Source organism: Streptomyces sp. NPDC107522 (assembly GCF_055657525.1).
Genome location: NZ_JBVKAU010000012.1, coordinates 1 through 16,846 on the forward strand (window position 1 = coordinate 1; position 16,846 = coordinate 16,846).

At 71.5% G+C, this 16,846-nt stretch carries 18 protein-coding genes and 1 pseudogene; 10 read left to right on the plus strand and 9 right to left on the minus strand.

Annotated elements, in window-relative coordinates; all coding sequences use genetic code 11:
* Positions 1–125: pseudogene (locus ACZ7L6_RS30605) on the minus strand (MarR family transcriptional regulator); the annotation flags it as partial.
* 145 nt (positions 126–270) lie between these two features.
* Here ACZ7L6_RS30605 and ACZ7L6_RS30610 point away from each other — a divergent pair.
* On the plus strand, positions 271–624 hold the full coding sequence (locus ACZ7L6_RS30610) for a hypothetical protein (protein ID WP_471929448.1): 354 nt from the start codon (positions 271–273) through the stop codon (positions 622–624).
* A 25-nt stretch (positions 625–649) separates the two neighbouring features.
* On the opposite strand, the gene ACZ7L6_RS30615 is transcribed toward ACZ7L6_RS30610, so the two are convergent.
* Entirely contained in the window at positions 650–1,642 is a 993-nt protein-coding gene (locus ACZ7L6_RS30615) for a helix-turn-helix domain-containing protein (RefSeq protein WP_471929450.1), read from the minus strand.
* Positions 1,643–1,817: 175 nt separating this feature from the next.
* Positions 1,818–2,792, minus strand: a complete 975-nt coding sequence (locus ACZ7L6_RS30620) for an alpha/beta hydrolase (protein ID WP_471929452.1) — start codon at positions 2,790–2,792, stop codon at positions 1,818–1,820.
* A gap of 234 nt (positions 2,793–3,026) precedes the next feature.
* Between ACZ7L6_RS30620 and ACZ7L6_RS30625 the strand changes: the two genes are divergently transcribed.
* Both ACZ7L6_RS30625 and ACZ7L6_RS30630 read left to right on the plus strand, forming a co-directional pair.
* Positions 3,027–3,992, plus strand: coding sequence for a TerC/Alx family metal homeostasis membrane protein (locus tag ACZ7L6_RS30625; protein ID WP_471929454.1), 966 nt, complete (start codon positions 3,027–3,029; stop codon positions 3,990–3,992).
* A 159-nt stretch (positions 3,993–4,151) separates the two neighbouring features.
* Positions 4,152–5,033 carry an LLM class F420-dependent oxidoreductase gene (locus ACZ7L6_RS30630; RefSeq protein WP_471929456.1) on the plus strand — a complete coding sequence of 294 codons (882 nt, stop codon included), beginning with the start codon at positions 4,152–4,154 and terminating at the stop codon, positions 5,031–5,033.
* Here the strand turns inward: ACZ7L6_RS30630 and ACZ7L6_RS30635 are convergent.
* Positions 5,009–5,227: a hypothetical protein gene (locus tag ACZ7L6_RS30635; protein ID WP_471929458.1), complete on the minus strand. Its 219-nt coding sequence runs from the start codon at positions 5,225–5,227 to the stop codon at positions 5,009–5,011. The two genes, ACZ7L6_RS30630 and ACZ7L6_RS30635, sit on opposite strands and share 25 nt — an antisense overlap.
* A gap of 129 nt (positions 5,228–5,356) precedes the next feature.
* Here ACZ7L6_RS30635 and ACZ7L6_RS30640 point away from each other — a divergent pair, with 129 nt between their 5' ends.
* The gene (locus ACZ7L6_RS30640) at positions 5,357–6,262 is read left to right on the plus strand and encodes a LysR family transcriptional regulator (protein ID WP_471929853.1); all 906 of its coding nucleotides are present in this window, start codon (positions 5,357–5,359) and stop codon (positions 6,260–6,262) included.
* 63 nt (positions 6,263–6,325) lie between these two features.
* On the opposite strand, the gene ACZ7L6_RS30645 is transcribed toward ACZ7L6_RS30640, so the two are convergent.
* Positions 6,326–6,889, minus strand: coding sequence for an NAD(P)H-dependent oxidoreductase (locus ACZ7L6_RS30645; protein ID WP_433052606.1), 564 nt, complete (start codon positions 6,887–6,889; stop codon positions 6,326–6,328).
* A 98-nt stretch (positions 6,890–6,987) separates the two neighbouring features.
* Between ACZ7L6_RS30645 and ACZ7L6_RS30650 the strand changes: the two genes are divergently transcribed.
* From ACZ7L6_RS30650 to ACZ7L6_RS30665, 4 genes are read left to right on the plus strand one after another with little or no spacing between them, the layout of a single operon-like run.
* Entirely contained in the window at positions 6,988–7,662 is a 675-nt protein-coding gene (locus ACZ7L6_RS30650; RefSeq protein WP_471929460.1) for a TetR/AcrR family transcriptional regulator, read from the plus strand.
* Positions 7,663–7,708: 46 nt separating this feature from the next.
* Complete coding sequence (locus tag ACZ7L6_RS30655; protein ID WP_471929462.1) at positions 7,709–8,755, plus strand: LacI family DNA-binding transcriptional regulator; 1,047 nt, start codon at positions 7,709–7,711, stop codon at positions 8,753–8,755.
* Positions 8,756–8,803: 48 nt separating this feature from the next.
* Positions 8,804–9,982, plus strand: coding sequence for a 4-hydroxybenzoate 3-monooxygenase (locus ACZ7L6_RS30660; RefSeq protein ID WP_471929464.1), 1,179 nt, complete (start codon positions 8,804–8,806; stop codon positions 9,980–9,982).
* 30 nt (positions 9,983–10,012) lie between these two features.
* On the plus strand, positions 10,013–11,449 hold the full coding sequence (locus tag ACZ7L6_RS30665) for an aldehyde dehydrogenase family protein (protein ID WP_471929466.1): 1,437 nt from the start codon (positions 10,013–10,015) through the stop codon (positions 11,447–11,449).
* Positions 11,450–11,507: 58 nt separating this feature from the next.
* Here ACZ7L6_RS30665 and trxA read toward each other — a convergent pair whose 3' ends face one another.
* Positions 11,508–11,894: a thioredoxin gene (trxA, locus tag ACZ7L6_RS30670; protein WP_471929468.1), complete on the minus strand. Its 387-nt coding sequence runs from the start codon at positions 11,892–11,894 to the stop codon at positions 11,508–11,510.
* 131 nt (positions 11,895–12,025) lie between these two features.
* Here trxA and ACZ7L6_RS30675 point away from each other — a divergent pair, with 131 nt between their 5' ends.
* Complete coding sequence (locus ACZ7L6_RS30675; RefSeq protein ID WP_471929470.1) at positions 12,026–13,459, plus strand: dihydrolipoyl dehydrogenase family protein; 1,434 nt, start codon at positions 12,026–12,028, stop codon at positions 13,457–13,459.
* Between the two features lie 5 nt (positions 13,460–13,464).
* Here ACZ7L6_RS30675 and ACZ7L6_RS30680 read toward each other — a convergent pair whose 3' ends face one another.
* Entirely contained in the window at positions 13,465–14,112 is a 648-nt protein-coding gene (locus tag ACZ7L6_RS30680; protein WP_471929472.1) for a peptide deformylase, read from the minus strand.
* Between the two features lie 161 nt (positions 14,113–14,273).
* Between ACZ7L6_RS30680 and ACZ7L6_RS30685 the strand changes: the two genes are divergently transcribed.
* Entirely contained in the window at positions 14,274–15,674 is a 1,401-nt protein-coding gene (locus tag ACZ7L6_RS30685) for a PepSY-associated TM helix domain-containing protein (protein ID WP_471929474.1), read from the plus strand.
* 152 nt (positions 15,675–15,826) lie between these two features.
* On the opposite strand, the gene ACZ7L6_RS30690 is transcribed toward ACZ7L6_RS30685, so the two are convergent.
* Positions 15,827–16,273, minus strand: a complete 447-nt coding sequence (locus ACZ7L6_RS30690) for a MarR family transcriptional regulator (protein ID WP_471929476.1) — start codon at positions 16,271–16,273, stop codon at positions 15,827–15,829.
* Positions 16,270–16,761, minus strand: coding sequence for a MarR family winged helix-turn-helix transcriptional regulator (locus ACZ7L6_RS30695; RefSeq protein ID WP_471929478.1), 492 nt, complete (start codon positions 16,759–16,761; stop codon positions 16,270–16,272). Before ACZ7L6_RS30695 ends, ACZ7L6_RS30690 begins: the two co-directional genes overlap by 4 nt.
* Between the last annotated feature and the right edge of the window lie 85 nt (positions 16,762–16,846).

Below are 16,846 nucleotides of genomic sequence, written 5' to 3' on the forward strand. Positions count from 1 at the left end.
CGCACGCTGAGGTCGTGCCCGGCCTGCAGGGCGCGCTCGATGTGCGCCTCGATCCTCCCGTGCAGCAGGGAGAGGGCGCACCAGCCCTGGGCGAGAGCGGTGAGCGCGGGGTCCGTGGCGGTCATGGCGCCGGTGTCCTCCGTTCCGGGGTGAAGAACACCCAGGATAGGGCATCCGTGAAATTTCCAGCGAGTGCGTGTAGAAGGCGCCTGCAAGCAGTGCCGGAAACTCCTTGGCCGCCGCGCCGACGGGTCGGATACCGTCACGTCCATGATCAACCAGCGCCCGACCACCACCCTGTGGCGACCCACCGGCCCCAAGGAGCTGGACGTCGTCCGCGAGCTGAACTGGCGCGCCTGGCCGCCCAGGCTGCCCGAGCAGCCGATCTTCTACCCGGTGCTCAACGAGGACTACGCGGTGAGGATCGCCCGGGACTGGAACGTCAAGCACGACGGCGCCGGATTCGTGACCCGGTTCGAGGTCGACTCGGAGTTCCTGAGCCGGTACCCCGTGCAACAGGCGGGCGGCGAGACGATCCTCGAACTGTGGGTGCCCGCCGAGGAACTCGACGAGTTCAACGCCCACATCGTCGGCACGATCGAGGTCGTCCACGAGTTCCACTGACCGCGGCGGCCACGACTTCCACGCCCTAGGGCCGCGCCAGATGCCGCATCGTCAGCGCCACGCCCAGCCTGAACCTGCCCTGCGGTGTGCGCAGCGGCCAGCCCAGCAGGTGCTCGGCGTGGGCAAGCCGTTCCTGGAGCGTGGAGTGGTGGACGTTGATCTCGGTCGCCGCCGCCCGCAGGCTCACCGTCGAGGCGACCGCGTGCAAGGTGGCGAGCAGCCAGGGCGCGGCCGCCGCTGCCGCCTCCAGGGCCTGGACGTCGGTCGGCGCCTCGGCGCCCGGTACGACGAGGTCGGCGAGGAGGGCGATGCCGCCGAGGTCGTCGGCGTGGACGACGCCCGGACCGGGGTCCTGCGCGGTGCCCTCGGCCGTGAACCGGAGCGCGATGCGGGCCTGCGACCAGGAGCGCGGCAGGTCGAGCACCGGGACGGCGGGGCCCACGCCCACGCGGCCGGCGGGCGGCTCGGCGTCCGGGTGCGCGGGGACGACGCGGGGCCGGCCGTCCAGCGGGGCGAGGACACGGGCCGGTGCGGCAGGGTCCAGCCCCAGCCGGCGGGCCGCGTGCAGCCGCGCCGCCTCCGGAGCCGTGGCGTCGAGGACTGTCTCGACCAGCGCCGGATCATCGGTCGGCGCCCGCCCACGCGTCCGGTCGAGCACGAGCCGTACGGCACCGGCGGCCCGCTCCAGGATCACCGCGTCGACGACACTGGGCTCGGCCGCCTCGGCCCGCTCCAGCCACAGCGCCGGAGCGCCGCCCGGCGTCAGCGCGGCGGACGGCCAGCCGGCATCCGGCGGCACCTCGCTCTCCCGGCGCGTCCCGTCGGCCTCGACCCGCACACGCACCCGCCGCTCCACGTCCACCAGCCGTGCCGGCACCCCGGCCAGCACGGCGGCCCCGCGCACGAGCGCCTCCAGCCCGGCCCGCGACTCGGCGAGCCGATCGAAGTAGGCGATGACCCGAACGGCGGCGCCCGCGTCCGGGTCCAGCGCGGTCAGACGTCCAGCCAGCTCCTTCATGGGCCCATGGTGCGGTATGAGGTCAAGAGGCGGGGAGTATGAGAAGGCCGGGGAGGGAGACGTACCTGAGGGGCGCGGGGCTGTGTCGATATGCGGCTCCGCCGCGTGGGCGCGACAAGCCACGGACAACCCGCACCCGCAGAATCTCAGAACCCGGCAGACGAATGGGCGGATTTCACTGACTCAACAGCCTCTTCAGCCACGCCAGATGCGCGGCCCGGCACGCCTGCGACAACGCAGCCTGAGGCGCGAACCCGTCGAACCCATGGAACCCACCGGGCCACACATGCAACTCGGCCACCCCACCCGCCTGCCAGATCCGCGACGCATAGGCGACGACCTCGTCCCGGAAGGTCTCCGCGGAGCCGACGTCCAGGAAGGCGGGAGGCAGCCCCGACAGATCCTCGGCACGGGCAGGCGCCGCATACGCGGGCACGTCGGGACCACCGCGGCGCTCACCGAGCAGCGCCGTCCACCCGGTCTCATTGGCCGTACGGTCCCAGACGCCGAGGCCCGCCATCTGATGGGCGGACGGCGTGTCATTGCGGTCGTCCAGCATCGGACACATCAGCAGCTGCCCGATCAGCTCCGGCCCCTTGCGGTCCCGCGCCAGCAGAGCCAGCGCCGCGGACAGCCCGCCGCCGGCGCTCGCACCGGCGACGACGATCCGCTGCGGGTCACCACCCAGCTCGGCGGCATGCTTCGCCGTCCACTCCAGCCCGGCGTACACGTCCTCGATCTGCGCCGGGTACGGGTGCTCGGGCGCGAGCCGGTACTCCACGGACACCACGACCGCGTCCAGCTCCTTCGCCCATGCCAGGGCGGCGTCGACGCCGACGCGGTTGTTGCCGAGGACCATGCCGCCGCCGTGGACGTGGTAGATCACGGGTCGCGGACCCGCCTGGGACGGGGCGGTCGGCCGGCAGATCAGCAGGGAGATCTCGGGGGCGCCCTCGGGGCCCGGCACCGCCCGGTCCTCGACCTCGAAGAAGCCGTCGACGGTCAGGTCCAGCTCGGCGAGCATCTGGATCCCGGGACCCTGACGGATCTCGGCTATCTGGTCCACCGTCATGCCGGGCGAGATCACGTCCTTGATGAGCTCCAGGGCGGCGGCGAGCTCGGGGTCGAACGGGGGTGGGACCTGGGTCATGGCTGCTCCTCACACGGGGGCATCTGAGTGCCCGGCGGCTCTGCGGTCATGATCTGTGCACCGGCCCCGACCGGAGGGCCGCCGATCGGCGGAACCTTCCCGCCGTACGGCGGGTGGCACCTCCGTGGCCCGGAGATTGCCAGGACATGACCGGCTGTTCACCTGCCATGGGTGGAAGTCATCACCAGCGCCGACAACGCTGTCAAGGCCCCACATGCACCAGGAGCAATGCCCGTGAACGTCTCCCTCTCCGTCTGGCTGCTGACCGTCGTGGCCCTGTGCGCACTCGTCGCCGTGGACTTCTTCATCGGTCGCAAACCCCATGACGTGTCCCTCAGGGAAGCGGGGACGTGGACGATCGTCTGGGTCGTGCTGGCCTGTCTGTTCGGGCTCGGTCTGTTCTACTTCGGCGGCGGCAAGCCGACGGGCGAGTTCTTCGCCGGGTACATCACCGAGAAGTCGCTGAGCGTCGACAACCTCTTCGTCTTCGTCCTGATCATGGCGAAGTTCGCGGTGCCCTCGCAGTACCAGCAGCGCGTCCTGATGGTCGGCGTGATCATGGCCCTGGTGCTGCGCGCGGGCTTCATCGCGGCCGGCGCGGCGATCATCTCCGCGTTCTCGTGGGTGTTCTACCTCTTCGGCGCCTTCCTGATCTGGACCGCCTGGAAGCTGGTCCAGGACGCCCGCAAGGAGGAGCACGAGGAGGAGTACCAGGAGAACAAGCTGCTGAAGATGGCGGAGGAGCGCTTCGGCGTGGCCGACCGCTACCACGGCACCAAGCTGTTCATCACGGAGAACGGCAAGCGGATCATGACCCCGATGCTGGTCGTGATGCTGGCGATCGGCTCCACGGACGTGCTGTTCGCGCTCGACTCCATCCCGGCCATCTACGGGCTGACCCAGGACCCGTACATCGTCTTCACGGCGAACGCCTTCGCGCTGATGGGCCTCAGGCAGCTCTACTTCCTGATCGGCGGCCTGCTGAAGAAGCTGGTCCACCTCAGCTACGGCCTGTCGATCATCCTCGGCTTCATCGGGGTGAAGCTCGTACTGCACGCGCTGCACGAGTCCGGCGTCCACGTCCCCGAGATCAGCATCCCCTTCTCGCTCGGCTTCATCGTGCTCGTCCTGGCGGTGACGACGGTGACGAGCCTGCGGGCTTCGAAGAAGCAGGAGCAGGCGGCGACGCAGCGCGTGTGACCAGCGGGCCGGCGCCCAGCGAGGAGCCGACCGTGCCACCCGAGGTGGGCGGTGCACCCCCCTGGGTGACCAACTGGCCGGTCACGCTTGACTTCGAGAGCGCTCGAAGAACTAGCGTCGTCGGGGTCGGTGAACGGTCCGGGTGAACGGAGACAGGCCATGCGGGTCGGTGTGCACATCAACCGGTTCGACCATTCCGGGGGAGGTCCCGCGCTCGGCGCCGAACTCGCCGCCGCGGGTGCCGCCGCCGAGGCGGCCGGCGTGAGCTGGCTGTCGGTGATGGACCACTACTTCCAGATGGAGTTCAACGGCCGCGCCGAGGACTCCATGCTGGAGGCCTACACGACCCTCGGCTTCCTCGCCGCCCACACGTCCACGGTCCGCCTCGGCGCCCTGGTGACCGGTGTGACGTACCGTCACCCCGGTCTGCTCGCAAAGATCGCCACCACGCTCGACGTGCTGTCCGGCGGGCGGGCCACCCTCGGTATCGGCGCCGCCTGGTACGGCCGCGAACACGAAGGGCTCGGCGTGCCCTTCCCGCCGGTCGCCGAGCGCTTCGAGCGGCTGGAGGAGACCCTGCGGATCTGCCTCCAGATGTGGGACCCGACGGCGAACGGCCCCTTCGAGGGCAAGCACTACCGGCTGGCCGAGACCCTCTGCGTTCCGGCGCCGGTCAGCACCCCGCACCCCGAGATCATGATCGGCGGGGGCGGGGAGAAGAAGACGCTCCGACTGGTGGCCCGGTACGGCGACGCGTGCAACCTGTTCACCACCTCGCCGGAGGAGGTCAGGCACAAGCTCGACGTGCTGCGCGGCCACTGCGACACCGAGGGCCGCGACTACGACACCATCCGCAAGACCGTTGCCTACAGCGGGGACCCGGCCACCGAGGGCGATCTCGACGCGTTCACCCGGGACATCTCGGGCTACACCAAGCTCGGGATCGACACCGTGATCCTCTCGCCGCGTCTGGGTGAGACGTCGGGCTGGATGGAGAGCTTCGTGGCTCCGGCGGTTCAGCGGCTGGCCGAACTCGGCTGAGCCACGGGCGGACGGCTGCGGGAGACCACACGCATCCCGCGGCCGTCTACCACCCGCATCTGCAGCGAGCCGCAGCCGCAGCGCGTCCACACCGTGTGGCCGGCCGTGGTGCTGTGCCGGGAGAGCACCTGGAAAGGGTCGGCGCCGTCGGGCCATCCGCAGTGCGGGCAGACGGTCCTGGTCGTGCTGGTCATGGCGACTCCTCATACCTCATGGCTGGTTGGCGTTCGACTGGTTGACCGTCGCGACACAACCAAGGGTGCGGTGCGCTTTCGTACACGTCCAGGTTGACTTTCCGGACCTCACCTTGAAGCGTGGGCTACATGATTGACCTGCGCCGACTGCACGTCCTCAGGGCGGTCGCCCACTACGGCACGGTCACCGCGGCCGCCCGCGCCCTGCACTTCACGCCCTCAGCAGCCTCCCAGCAGATCCGCCAACTGGCCCGCGACCTGGGCGTCGACCTGCTCGAACCGCAGGGTCGCGGGGTGCGCCTGACCGCGGCCGCCGAGAGCCTGCTCGCGCACGCCGACGCGATCGCGGCGCGCTGGGAGGAGGCCGAGCTCGATCTGCGCGCCGAGTACAGCGCCCCCGCCGGGCAGTTGCGCGTCGCCGGCTTTCCCATGTCCGTGCCGGTGCTGCTCGCGCCGATGGCCGTACGCCTGCGGGAGCGGCATCCGCGGCTGACCGTACGGATCCGGGAGACGGGAGTGCCGGAGAGCTTCGACCTGCTCTTCGAGGGCGAGGCCGACCTGGCCGTCGTGGAGGTGACCCCGCACAACCCGCCGCTGAGCGACGCACGCTTCGACCAGCAGCCGCTGCTGGACGACCCGTACGACCTCTTGATCCCCGACGACCATCCGCTGGCCGGACGTGAGCGCGCCGACCTTGCGGAGGCGGCGCACGAGGCCTGGATCGCGCCGGTGCCGGAGAGTCCCTGCCGCCCGCGTGTGATGTCGGCGTGCGGAGCGGCCGGCTTCACTCCCGACGTGATCCATCACGCCCTGGACTGGAACGTCATCGCCCACCTGGTCGCCCACCGGCTCGGCGTCGCCCTCGTGCCACGGCTGGCCCAGCTGCCCCCACACCTGCCGATCACCCGCGTCCGCTGCACGGGCGACCCGCACCGCAAGGTGCTCACCTGCACGCGCCGAGGGTGCCGCGAACGCCCGGCGGTGGCGGCGGCCCTGCGGGAACTGCGGGAACTTGCGCAGACAGCGGTGGCGTAGTGCATGCGAAAGGGGCCGGAGCGGGTCTGCTCCGGCCCCCTGCAGGGCTTGTGCCGCTGCTGATCAGGCGGCGACCGGCTCGCCCGCGTGACCGTGGACGCGCGCGATGACCTCGGTCAGCTGGGCGGCGACCTCGGCGTCGTCGGCCGGGTGCGTCTCGGCGAAGCGGGTCACCGAGCCGGGGATGGACAGCTTGACGTCCTCCAGCACCTTGCCGCCCGCGATGCCGACGGCCTTGCGGGTCTCGTCCTGCGCCCACACGCCGCCGTACTGGCCGAAGGCGGTGCCGACCACGGCGACCGGCTTGCCGCCGAAGGCGCCGGCGCCGTACGGGCGGGACAGCCAGTCGATGGCGTTCTTCAGCACGGCCGGGATGGTGCCGTTGTACTCGGGGGAGAAGAGCAGGAACGCGTCGGAGGCCTGGGCGGCCTCACGCAGCTTGGCGGCGGCGGCCGGGACGCTGCCCTCGACGTCGATGTCCTCGTTGTAGAAGGGGATGTCGGCCAGGCCCTCGAAGAGCACGACCTCGGCGCCCTCGGGAGCGAGCTTGACGGCTGCCTCGGCCAGCTGACGGTTGTGCGAACCGGCACGAAGGCTGCCGACGAGCGCGAGGATGCGAACAGACATGCGAACTCCAAGATGCTGAAACACTGCCGTGACGATCCGGACCGGGGTCCGGTTAATTTCTAGCACCATAAGCGGACCGCGGTCCAGTTTCATTCCCGATGCTTTACGCTGGCTTCATGTCCGCCGATCTGCCGCCCCTCCCGAGTCCCGAGGAGCCCATTGACTCGCCCCCGTTGCTGACGGTCGGCTCCGCCGCCGACGAGCCCTGCCTGCGCGCCGACGCGGCCCGCAACCGCGCCCGGCTGCTGGAGGCCGCCACCCGGCTGATCGCGGAGCACGGCGTGGCCGGGGTCACCATGGAGGCGGTGGCCGCGGAGGCCGGGGTGGGCAAGGGGACGGTCTTCCGCCGCTTCGGCGACCGCACGGGCCTGCTGACGGCCCTGCTCGACCACTCCGCGCGCACCCTGCAGGCAGACTTCCTCGGCGGGCCGCCGCCGCTGGGCCCCGGAGCGCCGCCGGTCGAGCGGCTGCGGGCGTTCGGCGTGGCGGTGCTGTACCGCACGGCCGAGCAACTGGACCTGCGACTCGCCGCCCAGCCCGAGCCGACCCGCCGGTTCTCCCACCCCTCGGTCCGGGCGCTGTACACCCACGTCACGATGCTGCTGCGGCAGATCCTGCCGGACGCCGACTGCGACCTCCTCGCCCAGACGCTCCTGGCGTCTCTCGACCCCGCCCTGATCAACCACCTGACCAGGCAGTGCGGAATGCCCATGGAGCGGCTGGAGAAGGGCTGGCTCGATCTGGTCGACCGGGTGACGCGCACAGGGGCGTGAACGGGCGACGGCCCTGACCTGAGCATCGCTCACAGGTTCTGCAAGGATGCGGTACGTCATGGTGCAGATACCGAAAACGCCCGCGCCCGCCTCCCCCGCACCGCGCTCGGTACCCACGAGCGCCGATGTGGCCCGCCTGGCCGGCGTCTCGCGCGCGACCGTCTCCTACGTCCTCAACAACACCAGCGCCGTCCGGATCAGCGAGCCCACCCGCCGCCGCGTCCACGAGGCCGCGAAGGAACTGGGGTACGTCCCGCACGCGGCCGCGCGCAGCCTGCGCGCCGGGCACAGCCGCATGGTCCTGATGCCCGCCCCGAGCTTTCCCGTGGGCCCGCTCTACAGCCGGTTCCTCAGCGACCTCCAGGCCGCGCTCGGTCGTCTCGACTACACCGTCGTGCAGCACGGCGGCATAGGACTGCACGGCGACGAGGCCGCCCGCGCGTGGGCCGAACTGCGCCCGGTCGCCGTCCTGGTGCCGGGCTCCGGGCTCGACCCGAAGGGGGTGACGGTGCTCAAGCGGTCCGGTGCCCGGGCCGTGGTCACGCTCGGCCCCGAGTCCGTCGACGGCGCGCACGCCCTGCTCATGGACCACGAGGCCGTCGGGTACTGCGCGGGCGGCCACCTGTACGCCCGCGGCCGGCGCCTTATCGGCGTCGTCGTGCCCGAGGAGGACGGCCTGGAGTCCTTCTCCACGCCCCGCCTCGAAGGCGTGCGCCGCGCCCTGCACGGCACGGACGCCACCGTGACCGCCCTGCCCCTCGCCTACGAGGAGAAGTCCGCCGCACGGCTCGCAGCCCGCTGGCGCGAGATGGGCCTGGACGCCGTGTTCGCCTACAACGACGAGTACGCGATGCTGATGATGCGAGCCCTGCAGGACGAGGGCATCGACATCCCCGCCGACACGGCCGTCATCGGCGCCGACGACCTGATGCTCGGACGGCTGCTGCGGCCTAGGCTGAGCACGGTCCACATAGAGCTGCCGTCCGGCCGCGACCTCGCGGAACTGGTCGACCGCGCGGTGCAGAGCCCCGGCGCCGCGCCCGAGACGCACAAGGTGCTGGGAGCGACGGTCGTGCACCGCGACTCCAGCTGAGGCATCGCGAGCCCGGCCGGCGCACCACCCAGGCCAGGGAGGCGTGGCATGCGCACGAGGGTCGGCATCGTCGGCGGCGGCCCCGCCGGTCTGCTGCTCGCCCGCTTGCTGCACCGTGCGGGCATCGACTGCGTGGTCCTGGAGAGCCGGACGCGGGAGTACGTCGAGCAGCGCCAGCGCGCCGGGATGCTGGAGCAGGGCACGGTCCACGCGCTGCACGAGGCCGGCGCCGCCGAGCGGCTGGACGCGGAGGGCCTGGTGCACCAGGGCATCGAGCTGCGCTTCGACCGCGAACGCCACCACATCGACTTCCCGGCCCTCACCGGCGGCCGTACCGTGACGATCTACGCCCAGACCGAGATCGTGAAGGACCTCGTCGCCCTCCAACTCGCCGACGGACCACCGCTGTTGTTCGGGGCCGAGGCGCTCGCGGTCGAGAAGCCGGAGACCGAGACGCCCGTCGTGCGGTTCCTGCACGAGGGCCGCGAGCAGACGCTGACCTGCGACTGGGTCGCCGGCTGCGACGGCTTCCACGGCATCTCCCGCGACGCCTTCCCGGCCGGCACCGGCCGCTCGTACGCGCACGACTACCCGTACTCCTGGCTCGGCATCCTGGCCGAAGTACCGCCGTCCGGCGACGAGTTGATCTACGCGCGCGGCGAAGGCGGCTTCGCGCTGCACAGTATGCGCTCACCGTCGGTCTCCCGGCTCTACCTCCAGGTCCCGGTCGACACCGACCCCGACGACTGGCCGGACGACCGCATCTGGGGCGAACTCGCGGCCCGCTTCGCCATCGACGCGGACTGGACCCTCAACCGCGGGCCCATTACCTCCAAGTCCGTGACACCGATGCGCAGTTACGTCCACGAACCCATGCGCCACGGCCGGCTCCTGCTCGCCGGGGACGCCGCCCACATCGTCCCGCCGACCGGCGCGAAGGGCCTCAACCTCGCGGTGTCGGACGTACGGGTCCTGGCCCGTGCCCTCGCCGAGCACTACCGCACAGGGAGCGCACAGCTGCTCGACAGGTACTCGGAGTTGTGTCTTCAACGTGTGTGGCAGGCCACCCGTTTCTCGGACGACATGACTAGGATGTTGCACGTTCAACCAGACGGGGATGCGTTCGACCACCGGATGCAGCTGGCACGTCTGCGCCGGATCACCGCATCCCGTCACGCGGCCGCCGAACTGGCGGCGAACTACTCGGGACTACCGCTCCCCGTGTGAGTCCCGCCGGTGATCGAACGGAGAGTCGCTATGCCGTTGCTCGACCCCAAGGCCTGGCAGCCCAACTCCCTGTCGGGAGACGAGTACGCCGTCACCGAGCCCGCCACCGGCGACACGCTCGGCACCGTCACCCTGGCCGGCGCGGAGGACGTCGGTACGGCCGCCGGGGCCGCCCGCGCCGCCCAGACCGAGTGGGCCCGCGCCCCGCACTTCGTGCGCGCAGCGGTGCTGCGCAAGGCCGGTGACCTGTTCGCCGCGCACGCCGAAGAACTGCGGGAGTGGATCGTCCGCGAGTCGGGCTCGATCCCCGGCAAGGCCGAGTTCGAGCTGCACGTGGCCGCCCAGGAGTGCTACGAGGCCGCCGCGCTCGCCTCCCGCCCCGCCGGGCAGGTACTCCCCAGCGAGGCGCCCCGGCTGTCGTACACGCGCCGCGTCCCCGTCGGGGTCGTCGGCGTGATCTCCCCGTTCAACGCCCCGCTGATCCTCTCCATCCGCTCCGTCGCCCCGGCGCTCGCCCTCGGCAACGCGGTCGTGCTGAAGCCGGACCCGCGCACGGCGGTGTGCGGCGGACTGGCGCTGGCCGCCGTCTTCGCGGAGGCCGGTCTGCCCGAGGGACTGCTGCACGTCCTGCCGGGCGGCCCGGAGGTGGGCCAGGCGCTGGTCGCCGACCCGCGCGTGCCCGTCATCTCCTTCACCGGGTCCACGGCCGCGGGCCGGGCCGTCGGCGAGGCCGCCGGGCGCCATCTCAAGCGCGCGCACCTGGAGTTGGGCGGCAACTCCGCCCTGATCGTCCTGGAGGACGCCGACCTCGACGCGGTGATCTCCACCGCCGCCTGGGGCTCCTTCTTCCACCAGGGCCAGATCTGCATGACCACCGGACGGCACCTCGTCCACCAGTCCCTGTACGAGGAGTACGTCGAGCGGCTCGCCGCCAAGGCCGACTCCCTCGCGGTCGGCGACCCGCACCGCGCCCAGGTCCACCTCGGCCCGCTCATCGACGCCGGCCAGCTGGGCAAGGTGCACGGCCTGGTGGAGGCCAGCGCCTCCCGGGGCGCCAAGCTGGCCGCGGGCGGCACCCACGAGGAGCTCTTCTACCGGCCGACCGTCCTTGCAGGCGTCGACGACCAGACCCCCGCGTACACCGAGGAGGTCTTCGGCCCGGTCGCGCCCGTACGCGCCTTCACCAGCGCCGACGAGGCCGCCGCCCTGGCCGCCGCGAGCTCCTACGGCCTCTCCCTCGGCATCGTCACCCGGGACGCCGCCCGCGGCCTCGACCTGGCCGAGCGCATCCCGACCGGCATCGTGCACATCAACGACCAGACCGTGAACGACGAGGCCGTCGCGCCCTTCGGCGGCATCGCCGCCTCCGGCACCGGCGCCCGGTTCGGCGGCGAGGCCAACCTGGAGGCGTTCACCGAGGTCCGCTGGACGACGGTGCGCGGCGACGTGGCGGCGTACCCCTTCTAGAGCTCCGGAGTTCCAGAGCTCTGGAGCGCGGCCCTACGGCCGTTCGCCGGACCGGGTCCTACTGGCCGTTCTGCTCGGCCTGCGCCTGCTGAGCGGCCACGGCCTGGCGGACCTCGTCCATGTCGAGCTTCCGGGCCTGCCCGATGACGTCCGCCAGGGCGGCCTCGGGCAGGGCACCCGGCTGCGCGAACACGGCGACACGGTCACGGACGATCATCAGCGTCGGGATCGACTGAATACCGAAGGCCTCGGCCAGCTCTGGCTGCGCCTCGGTGTCGACCTTGCCGAACACAAGGTCCGGGTTGTCCTCGGCCGCCTTCTCGTAGACCGGGGCGAACTGACGGCACGGCCCGCACCAGGACGCCCAGAAGTCGATCAGGACGAACTCGTTGTCCGTGACCGTCTGGTCGAAGTTCTCCTTGGTGAGCTCCACGGTGCTGCTCATGGCGTAATCCCTCTTCCTGGTATCGGGGCGAAGCCGTCGTCGACAACATGGCCGTGCGGCCGCGTATTCCTTCGTATTTCCGCGCGCGTACCCGTGTGGCCACGCCGCACACCACCCGTAAGACTGACCCCATGACGGAAACGGATTCCAACGCGTACGACGTCGTGGTGCTCGGGGCCGGGCCCGTGGGGGAGAACGTGGCCGACCGCACCCGTGCGGCCGGCCTGTCCACCGCGGTCGTGGAGAGCGAGCTGGTCGGCGGCGAGTGCTCGTACTGGGCGTGCATGCCCAGCAAGGCGCTCCTGCGCCCGGCCATCGCCCAGGCCGACGCCCGTCGGCTGCCCGGCCTCAGCCAGTCGGTCCAGGGCCCACTCGACGCGGCGGCCGTCCTCGCCCGGCGCAACGAGTACACCTCGAACTGGCACGACGACGGCCAGGTCCAGTGGCTGAACGGCATCGGCGCCGACCTCTACCGAGGCCACGGCCGCCTCACCGGCCCCCGCACCCTGGAGGTGACCGGCCCCGACGGCGTACGGCAGGTGCTGACCGCCCGGCACGCCGTCGCCGTGTGCACCGGCAGCCGGGCCGTCCTGCCCGACCTGCCCGGCCTTGCCGACGTCAAGCCGTGGACCAGCCGCGAGGCCACCGGCGCGCAGGCCGTGCCCGGCCGGCTGATCGTGGTCGGCGGGGGAGTGGTCGCCACCGAGATGGCCACGGCCTACCAGGCCCTCGGCTCCCGGGTCACGCTCCTCGTCCGCGGCAAGGGGCTGCTCAACCGCATGGAGCCCTTCGCCGGCGAACTGGTCGCCGACGCGCTCACCGAGGCCGGCGCCGACGTCCGCACCGGGACCTCGGTCGAGTCCGTGACCCGCGAGAACGGCACGGTCGTGGTCCGCACCGACCGCGGGGACCGTATAGAGGCCGACGAGATCCTCTTCGCGACCGGGCGCGCCCCGCGCAGCGACGACATCGGCCTGGACGCGGTCGGCCTGGAACCCGGTTCCTGGCTGGAGGTCGACGACAGCCTGCGCGTCACCGGCAACGAGTGGCTGTACGCGGTCGGCGACGTCAACCACCGCGCCCTCCTCACCCACCAGGGCAAGTACCAGGCCCGCATTGCGGGCGCCGCCATCGCCGCCCGCGCCTCCGGCGTCCCCGTCCTCGAATCCGACGCCTGGGGCGCCCACGCCGCCACCGCCGACCACGCCGCCGTCCCCCAGGTCGTCTTCACCGACCCCGAGGCCGCCGCCGTGGGTCTCTCCCTGGCGGAAGCGGAACAGGCCGGCCACCGCGTCCGCGCCGTCGACTACGACCTCGCCTCGGTGTCGGGGGCGTCGCTGTACGGCGACGGCTACCGCGGCCGCGCCCGCATGGTCGTCGACCTGGAACGCGAGATCCTCCTCGGCGTCACCTTCGTCGGCCCCGGCGTCGGCGAACTCATCCACTCGGCGACGATCGCGGTCGCCGGCCAGGTGCCGATCAGCCGGCTGTGGCACGCGGTTCCGTCGTATCCGACGATCAGTGAGGTGTGGCTGCGGTTGCTGGAGTCGTATCGCGACAACTGACGTACTCAGCCCGGAAGTTCGAAGCCGAGTGCTGCCGCGGCCTGACCGGGGGTCGGCTGGGCCCAGCGCTCGGCCACCGCCTGGTTCGAGGAGAGCGAGCGCAGCTCCGCCCGGTCCAGGTAGAGCATGCCGTCCAGGTGGTCCGTCTCGTGCTGCACGATACGGGCGGGCCACCCCGTGAACACCTCGTCGACCGCCTGCCCGTGCTCGTCCTCGCACGTCAGCCGGACCTCGGCGGGCCGCGCCACCACCGCCTGATAGCCCGGGACGCTCAGACAGCCCTCGAAGAACGCGGCGCGGGCGGTCCCGACGGGCTCGTACGACGGGTTCACCAGCACCCGGAACGGCTGCGGCACGCGTCCGCGCGCCAGTCGTACGTCCTCCGGCACGGGAGCCGGGTCCTCGATCACCGCGATCCGCAGCGGCACGCCGACCTGTGGTGCGGCGAGGCCGACGCCCGGCGCCGCGTGCATCGTGATGCGGAGAGCCTCGACAAAGCGGGTCAGCAGCGCGGGGTCCAGCTGCCCCTCGAAGCGCTCGGTGGGGCGCCGCAGCACCGGGTCGCCGGCCGCCACGATGGTCAACGGGCCGCCACTGATGAGGAGTTGCTCGACCTGCTCGGCCAGGGGGGCGCGATCGCTCGGAGTTGCCATCGCGCCAGCATGCCATGGCAGCCGGGGTACCCATCGACTCCCCTGTGACGTACGCCACTTGACCGGCCTGGAACTCGGCGGACCTCTCATCCGACTACTGGACCGCTGCAGCAGCAAGAGAAACGTCCCCACTGCCCGTACATCCCCCGGAGATGCCGTCGATGTCCACCGCTCCCTCGACCACCACGGAAGAGGCGTCGCAACCCGACGCCCCGGCATCACCGCCCCGCAGATGGGCACCGCTGCGCCCGCTGATCCTGCGTCTGCACTTCTACGCCGGGGTGCTCGTCGCACCGTTCCTGCTCGTCGCCGCGGCCACCGGCTTTCTGTATGCCGGGGCGTTCCAGGCCGAGAAGCTCGTGTACGCCCATGAGATGACTGTCCCGGTCGGTGACGAGAAGCTGCCGATGTCCCAGCAGGTCGCCGCCGCACGCAAGGCCCACCCCGAGGGCGCGGTCTCGGCGATACGGCCCTCTCCGGAGGATGACGCGTCCACCAGGGTGCTGCTGTCCGGCGTCAAGGGCGTCGGCGCCGACCACACGCTGGCCGTGTTCGTAGACCCGTACACCGCCGAGGTGCGCGGCGCCCTCGAACAGTACGGCTCGACCGGCGCGCTGCCGCTGCGCACCTGGATCGACGAGTTCCACCGCGACCTGCACCTCGGCGAAACCGGCCGCCTCTACAGCGAGTTGGCGGCCAGCTGGCTGTGGGTCATCGCGGGCGGCGGACTGGTGCTGTGGTTCTCCCGCCGCCGCGCCCTGCGCAAGGTCCGCGGGACCAACGGGCGCCGCCGCACGCTCGGTCTGCACGGCACCGTCGGCGTCTGGGCCGCGGCCGGGTTCTTCTTCCTCTCGGCGACCGGCCTGACCTGGTCGGCGTACGCCGGCGCCAACATCGACGAGCTGCGCACCTCCCTCGGTCAGGCCACCCCGTCCGTGTCGGCCTCGGCGGGCGGCGACCACGGAGGCCACGGCGCCGCCGTGGGCACCGGGGGCAGCGGCGAGCACGGCGTCGGCCTCGACAAGGTTCTGGCGGCCGCGCGGTCCGAGGGCTTGGGCGATCCCGTGGAGATCGTGCCGCCCGCCGACGACTCGTCCGGGTACGTCGTGAAGCAGGTGCAGCGCAGCTGGCCGACGAAGCAGGACTCGGTCGCGATCGACCCGGCGACCGGTGAGGTCACCGATGTGCTGCGGTTCGCCGACTACCCGGTGCTGGCCAAGCTGACCCGCTGGGGCATCGACCTGCACACGGGCGTCCTCTTCGGCCTGGTCAACCAGATCGCCCTGATGCTGCTCGCGCTCTCGCTGATCCTGCTGATCGTGTGGGGCTACCGCATGTGGTGGCAGCGCGGCCGGGGCTCCGCCTTCGGCCGTCCCCTGCCGCGCGGCGCCTGGCAGCAGGTGCCCCCGCAGATCCTGGTCCCGCTGGTGGCGGTCGTCGCCGTACTCGGCTATTTCGTACCGCTCCTCGGCATCTCGCTGGCCGCGTTCATTCTCGTGGACGTCGCCCTGGGCGAGATCGCCCATCGGCGGGGGAAGCGGACGCCCGCCGACCTCAAGTAGGAGGATGTTCAACTAGGGGGATGCTCAAGTCGGGGGCCGTTCAACTACGAGGGCGGTGAAGAGACTTGGGGCCCGGTTTCGGGGGGAACCGGGCCTCAGGCCTTGCTCGGAGCCGGCGTTGTGCTCGACCGGCTCCCCACTGCTGGTTGCCGCTACTCGGTCGTGGCTGCGAGCTCGGCGTTGGCGCGCTCGGTGATGAGGGTCAGTACTCGCCCGGCGGCGGCCAGGTCCTCCGTCGGGATGCCGGCGTAGATCCGGGTGGTGATGGGGGCGGTCGCGGCGGAAGTCCTGTCGTAGAGCTCCTGTCCGGCGTCCGTGATCCGTACCCGGGACGGCTCCTGAGGGGCCAGCAGTCCTGCGGTGATCAGTTCGTCGACCACGGAGTGCGCCTCCGTGGCGTCGATCTTGAGCGCACTGACCACACCGTCGACGAGGCGCTCCCTCTCGACCGGTTCGTCGGCGACGGCGACGAACCGGAGGGTGACGGACTGCTGGAAGGTCGCGCCGTGGCGCGTCAGCACGTTCTCGAGAAGGGCTCGGCTCGCGTAGTGGGCCAGGGCTATGACTCGGGGATTGAGCAGGGGAGTGGTGGTGGTCATGACTGCTCCTTGTCGGGCTCGCGGTCGGTGGCGAGAGGGTCGAGAGGTGCGTCGAGCAGGGTCGCGAGGTCGCGCGTGAACTCCCGGGTGCGGGCGCTGTCCAGGCCGCCGAGCGGCGCCAGCAGCTGCTGCAGGAGCCCCTGGACGACCTTGATCGCCTGCAGGGTCCGCTCCCGCCCCTGCTCGGTCAGCGCCAGCTGCACCGCGCGCGGGTCGCGGGGATCCCGGGTGCGTTCGAGGAGGCCGGCGGTCTCCAGGGATCGGGCCAGCTTGGAGACGTACAGCGGTTCGAGTCCGGTGTGGTCGGCGAGGCGGCGCTGACTCGGGCGCTCGCCGCGGCGCTGCATGCCGTACAGCGAGGCCACCAGTGCGTACTGCGCATGGGTGAGCCCCAGCGGGGTCACGGCCCGGTCGACCGCGACCCGCCACTTCGTGGACAGGCGCCACACCAGGAAACCGGGCGAGACGTTCTCGGAACCCTTGCTCATGGCGAATACAGTACATGGCTACTATATCCATGGCTACTATTTTCTGAGTCGCATCGAGACAGGCCCGGATGACGGACTGACGCAG

What these genes read in the sequence shown, in the direction of transcription:
- ACZ7L6_RS30650 (WP_471929460.1), top strand. Translation starts at nt 6,988, where the DNA reads ATGCTTTACGCTGGCTTCATGTCCGCCGATCTGCCGCCCCTCCCGAGT.
- ACZ7L6_RS30695 (WP_471929478.1), bottom strand. Translation starts at nt 16,761, where the DNA reads ATGAGCAAGGGTTCCGAGAACGTCTCGCCCGGTTTCCTGGTGTGGCGC.
- ACZ7L6_RS30680 (WP_471929472.1), bottom strand. Translation starts at nt 14,112, where the DNA reads ATGGCAACTCCGAGCGATCGCGCCCCCCTGGCCGAGCAGGTCGAGCAA.
- ACZ7L6_RS30615 (WP_471929450.1), bottom strand. Translation starts at nt 1,642, where the DNA reads ATGAAGGAGCTGGCTGGACGTCTGACCGCGCTGGACCCGGACGCGGGC.
- ACZ7L6_RS30675 (WP_471929470.1), top strand. Translation starts at nt 12,026, where the DNA reads ATGACGGAAACGGATTCCAACGCGTACGACGTCGTGGTGCTCGGGGCC.
- ACZ7L6_RS30665 (WP_471929466.1), top strand. Translation starts at nt 10,013, where the DNA reads ATGCCGTTGCTCGACCCCAAGGCCTGGCAGCCCAACTCCCTGTCGGGA.
- trxA (WP_471929468.1), bottom strand. Translation starts at nt 11,894, where the DNA reads ATGAGCAGCACCGTGGAGCTCACCAAGGAGAACTTCGACCAGACGGTC.
- ACZ7L6_RS30610 (WP_471929448.1), top strand. Translation starts at nt 271, where the DNA reads ATGATCAACCAGCGCCCGACCACCACCCTGTGGCGACCCACCGGCCCC.
- ACZ7L6_RS30645 (WP_433052606.1), bottom strand. Translation starts at nt 6,889, where the DNA reads ATGTCTGTTCGCATCCTCGCGCTCGTCGGCAGCCTTCGTGCCGGTTCG.
- ACZ7L6_RS30685 (WP_471929474.1), top strand. Translation starts at nt 14,274, where the DNA reads ATGTCCACCGCTCCCTCGACCACCACGGAAGAGGCGTCGCAACCCGAC.
- ACZ7L6_RS30635 (WP_471929458.1), bottom strand. Translation starts at nt 5,227, where the DNA reads ATGACCAGCACGACCAGGACCGTCTGCCCGCACTGCGGATGGCCCGAC.
- ACZ7L6_RS30660 (WP_471929464.1), top strand. Translation starts at nt 8,804, where the DNA reads ATGCGCACGAGGGTCGGCATCGTCGGCGGCGGCCCCGCCGGTCTGCTG.
- ACZ7L6_RS30690 (WP_471929476.1), bottom strand. Translation starts at nt 16,273, where the DNA reads ATGACCACCACCACTCCCCTGCTCAATCCCCGAGTCATAGCCCTGGCC.
- ACZ7L6_RS30620 (WP_471929452.1), bottom strand. Translation starts at nt 2,792, where the DNA reads ATGACCCAGGTCCCACCCCCGTTCGACCCCGAGCTCGCCGCCGCCCTG.
- ACZ7L6_RS30640 (WP_471929853.1), top strand. Translation starts at nt 5,357, where the DNA reads ATGATTGACCTGCGCCGACTGCACGTCCTCAGGGCGGTCGCCCACTAC.
- ACZ7L6_RS30630 (WP_471929456.1), top strand. Translation starts at nt 4,152, where the DNA reads ATGCGGGTCGGTGTGCACATCAACCGGTTCGACCATTCCGGGGGAGGT.
- ACZ7L6_RS30655 (WP_471929462.1), top strand. Translation starts at nt 7,709, where the DNA reads ATGCGGTACGTCATGGTGCAGATACCGAAAACGCCCGCGCCCGCCTCC.